The sequence below is a fragment of the Pseudomonas sp. genome (genome assembly GCF_050739995.1).
GTDB lineage: Bacteria > Pseudomonadota > Gammaproteobacteria > Pseudomonadales > Pseudomonadaceae > Aquipseudomonas.
In genome coordinates, this window is sequence record NZ_JBOICG010000064.1 from 1 (window position 1) to 4,027 (window position 4,027).

Sequence of the window (4,027 nt, forward strand, 5' to 3'; positions counted from 1 at the left end):
AGTCGGTATATCGTGTGACTGACACACCGCCATCGGGAGCAAGCCCCCTCCCATATTTTTGCTACCGGTTTCTTCCGTTATATCTGCGCCAACAGTCTCTGTGCCCGCAGCAACACCGGCGCATCCACCATCTGCCCATCGATCTGATAGGCCCCTGCCCCATGGGCCCCGCCATCCACCACGCGCTGCGCCCAGGCCAGTTCTTCATCACTGGGCGCCAATGCGGCGTGGATCACCGCGACCTGCTTGGGATGGATGCACAGCGCCCCGGCAAAACCCATTTCATAAGCGTGGCGGATCGACCGGCCCAGGCCTTCAGGGTCATCAATCGCCGGATGCACGCCATCCAGCGGTGCCACCAGGCCGGCCGCGCGGGAATGCACAATCAGTGCAAGGCGCGCCTGGTCCAGGGCGAATCGGGCCGCCGCCGAGTGGCTGCTCAGGTTCAGGTCCAGGGCCAGGTCCAGGCCACCAAATGACAAGCGCTCCACCTGCGGCGCATGGGCAATCTCGTTGATAGCCAGCAAGCCCCGGGCGCTTTCGATAATCGGCCAGATAACTTTACCGGTAGCAGCCACCACGGCCACCTGTGCCGCACTCTCCACCTTCGGCAGCAGCACACCGTCCACATTTGCATGGGCTTTGCAGAACGCCACATCTTCAAAATGCTCGGCATGCTCCGGCGCATTGATGCGCACCCACACATGGGCTTCAGGATGGGCACTCAAAAACGCCCCGAGGTTATCCCGCGCCTGGCGTTTGAGGGGCTCTTCCACCGCATCTTCGAAATCCACAATCACCGCGTCGGCGCCACTGGCCAGGGCTTTGGAGAAGCGCTCCGGGCGGCTGCCAGGGACAAACAGGGCCGAACGCACTAAAGGCTTTGGCATCACTTATATTCCTTATCAGATAACGCCACGGGCGCGCAGGCTGTCGATAACGTCACCCGAGTAACCGAGCTGATCGAGGATGGCCTGGCTGTGTTGCCCCTGCGCCGGAACCCCATCCATTCGCGGTGAAAACGCGGCATTGCGCGCCGGTGGCAGCAGCGCCGGCAAGGGCCCGGCAGGGCTTGCGACTTCTCGCCAGCTGTCCCGCGCCTTGAGTTGCGGGTGGTCCCATACGCCTTGCATATCGTTGACCCGCGCACTGGCGATCTGTGCTTGCTCCAAGCGTTGGATCACCGCCTCGGCGTCCAACTGCGCGAAGCGGTCGACGATGATCTGGCGCAGCACTTCGCGGTTGGCCGAACGCTTGAAATTGGCGGAGAAACGCTCATCCGTCGCCAGCTCCGGGGTGAGCAGAACCTTGTCACAGAACGCCGCCCATTCGCGCTCGTTCTGCAAACCGAGCATCACCGTGCCGCCGTCGCCGGTGGGGAACGGGCCATACGGATAGATCGTCGAATGCGCCGCCCCGGCGCGCGGCGGCTGCGGTGCACCGTCGAAGGCGTAATACATGGGGTAGCCCATCCATTCCACCAGGCTTTCGAGCATGCTCACGTCGATGCGGCTGCCCTGCCCCGTCTTGCCGCGCAGCAGCAACGCCGAAAGGATGCCGCTGTAGGCATACATACCTGCGGAGATGTCGGCAATCGAGCAACCGGCCTTGGCCATCTGGTCTTCACCCGGGCCACCCGTCACCGACAGGAAGCCACCCTCGCTCTGGATCAGCAGGTCATAGGCCTTCTTCTTCTCGTAAGGCCCACCTTCGCCGTAGCCGGAAATATCGCAGACGATCAGCCGCGGAAAACGCTCATGCAGCGCCTCGAACGACAAGCCCATGCGCGCCGCCGCGCCGGGCGCCAGGTTTTGCACGAGCACATCGGCGTCGGCCAGCAAGGTTTCGAGAATATCCCCCGCCTCGTCCTGCTTGAGGTCGAGGGTCAGGCTTTCCTTGGAGCGGTTGGTCCACACGAAGTGCGAGGCCAGGCCGCGCACCCGTTCGTCATAGCCACGCGCAAAGTCACCGGCACCTGGGCGTTCGATCTTGATCACCCGGGCGCCGAGGTCGGCCAACTGGCGGGTGCAAAAGGGTGCGGCAATCGCGTGCTCCAGGCTGACGACGGTGATGCCGTCCAGCGGTCGTTGATTAGTCATGGGAGTTCCTCAAAGCCAGTGAGCCATGGACGCTGCATCGCGCAGGTTCCAGACCTTGTCGATCAATAAGTCGGCCTGGGCCGGCGTGCGGGCGCCGCTGAACTGGCAGAGCCGCTGGAATTTGTCGGCCAGTTCGGCGCGGCTCAAGGTATTGCCCGGATCGCCCTTGGGCTCGTCGATGCCACCGTGCAAGAGGCGGCCATCAAGTGTGGTGACGGTGACGCGACCCAGCCAGCGTTGCGGGTAAGCGCCGTCGACTTCGGGGTCGAGGGTCATGCTGACCTTGTCGCGGAACGTGGCAACGGCCGGGTCACTCAACGCCAGCTCATGAAATTCGGTCAGCCCCGCCTTGCCATGCACCGCTATCAGGCCCAATACCGTGCCCATGGAAAACTTGGCCTGGTGCACCGTGGCGGGCACTTTTACACGGCCAAGCACGTCAATCGCGCCTTGGTGCACACGGGTTTCCACACGAGCGATATCGTCAGCGCTCAAGCCTTCACGCTGCATCAGGCCCAACAGCGCATCAGCGGCAGGATGGGTGTGACGGCAGGATGCGTGGAACTTGAACGAGGTTTCCAGCAAGGCCCAGCGACTGCCAAGACCGGCGGACAACCGACTCGGCTCGGCATCCCTGGACATGCCGGCCGCCAAGCCCTGGTCACCTTCGAGGATATTGCGGGCGCCCGTCAGGCCATCCGCCGTCAGGTAAGCGGCGAGCAAACCGTCCGCCGCTGCTTTGGCCGTGTGCAGTTGCTTGGAGTCCGCAGCATCGCGCAGGAACTCCCACAGCCCGGCGGCCTGGGTGCCGGCGCTGCCGAGCAGGTTGATGAACTGTTCTTCGTTGAAGTTCATCAACTTGCCCACGGCCACCGCTGCGGCGAGCGTGCCGACGGTGGCCGTGGTGTGGAAAATGCGGTAGTGGGAACGGCCCATGAATTCACCGATGCGAATCCCGGCTTCGTAACCGGCGACCGACGCCAGCAGCAGTTCGCGACCGGACTTGCCGAGGTCCTGCGCCGCGGCCAAGGCGGCCGGAAATACCACGGTGGCCGGGTGCAGCACCGAGCTGTTGTGCAGGTCATCCTGCTCCACCAAGTGCGACGAAGCGGCGTTGACCAGCGCGGCGAAATACGCACTGCTACCGCCGCCATTGACGATCACCTGGGCCGGGCCGCTGCTCGGGCCCATCTTGTGCGCATAACGTTCGAACAGCGGGATCGGGTGCGCGCCCTTGCTCGCCAGCGCCGAGGCCAGCCAATCCAGATACAGGTCTTCGGTGCGCGCGAGTACGTTTTCCGGCAATTGCTCGTCATGCAGATCCGCAAGGAACCGACACAAGGCTTGGGTATGGCTCATAGTCAGGCCCTCAGAAGCTGCGTGGCAGTTCGAGCAGGTGCTCGGCCACGTAAGACAGGATCAGGTTGGTCGAGATCGGCGCCACTTGATACAGACGGGTCTCGCGGAATTTGCGCTCCACATCGTATTCACAGGCAAAACCAAAACCACCGTGGGTTTGCAGGCACGCGTTGGCGGCCTCCCAGGACGCCTTGGCCGCCAGGTACTTGGCCATGTTCGCGCTGGCCCCGGCATTGGCGCCGCGGTCGTATTCCTCGCAGGCACGCCAGCGCATCAAGTCAGCGGCTTCGATTTCGATATGGGCCTCGGCAATCGGGAACTGCACGCCTTGGTTCTGGCCGATGGGCCGACCAAATACCACACGGTCGCGAGCATAGGCGCTGGCTTTTTCGATGAACCAGCGGCCATCGCCGATGCACTCGGCAGCAATCAAGGTGCGTTCGGCGTTCAGCCCGTCGAGGATGTACTTGAACCCCTTGCCCTCCTCGCCGATCAGGCTGTCGAGTGGCAGCTCCAGGTTGTCGAAGAACAACTCGTTGGTTTCGTGGTTGACCATGTTGGCAATGGGC

4 protein-coding genes are annotated in these 4,027 nt (G+C 63.2%); all 4 read right to left on the reverse strand.

Going from position 1 to position 4,027, the window contains the following annotated elements; all coding sequences use genetic code 11:
* Positions 1–77 precede the first annotated feature (77 nt).
* Positions 78–890, reverse strand: coding sequence for an HpcH/HpaI aldolase/citrate lyase family protein (locus tag ACRESD_RS02320; RefSeq protein WP_431749452.1), 813 nt, complete (start codon positions 888–890; stop codon positions 78–80).
* 15 nt (positions 891–905) lie between these two features.
* Positions 906–2,099: a CaiB/BaiF CoA transferase family protein gene (locus ACRESD_RS02325; protein WP_431749453.1), complete on the reverse strand. Its 1,194-nt coding sequence runs from the start codon at positions 2,097–2,099 to the stop codon at positions 906–908.
* 9 nt (positions 2,100–2,108) lie between these two features.
* The gene (locus ACRESD_RS02330; RefSeq protein WP_431749454.1) at positions 2,109–3,458 is read right to left on the reverse strand and encodes an MmgE/PrpD family protein; all 1,350 of its coding nucleotides are present in this window, start codon (positions 3,456–3,458) and stop codon (positions 2,109–2,111) included.
* Between the two features lie 10 nt (positions 3,459–3,468).
* Positions 3,469–4,027: acyl-CoA dehydrogenase family protein (locus tag ACRESD_RS02335; protein ID WP_431749455.1), on the reverse strand; the 559-nt coding region annotated here is incomplete at its 5' end.

What these genes read in the sequence shown, in the direction of transcription:
- ACRESD_RS02325 (WP_431749453.1), bottom strand. Translation starts at nt 2,099, where the DNA reads ATGACTAATCAACGACCGCTGGACGGCATCACCGTCGTCAGCCTGGAG.
- ACRESD_RS02320 (WP_431749452.1), bottom strand. Translation starts at nt 890, where the DNA reads ATGCCAAAGCCTTTAGTGCGTTCGGCCCTGTTTGTCCCTGGCAGCCGC.
- ACRESD_RS02330 (WP_431749454.1), bottom strand. Translation starts at nt 3,458, where the DNA reads ATGAGCCATACCCAAGCCTTGTGTCGGTTCCTTGCGGATCTGCATGAC.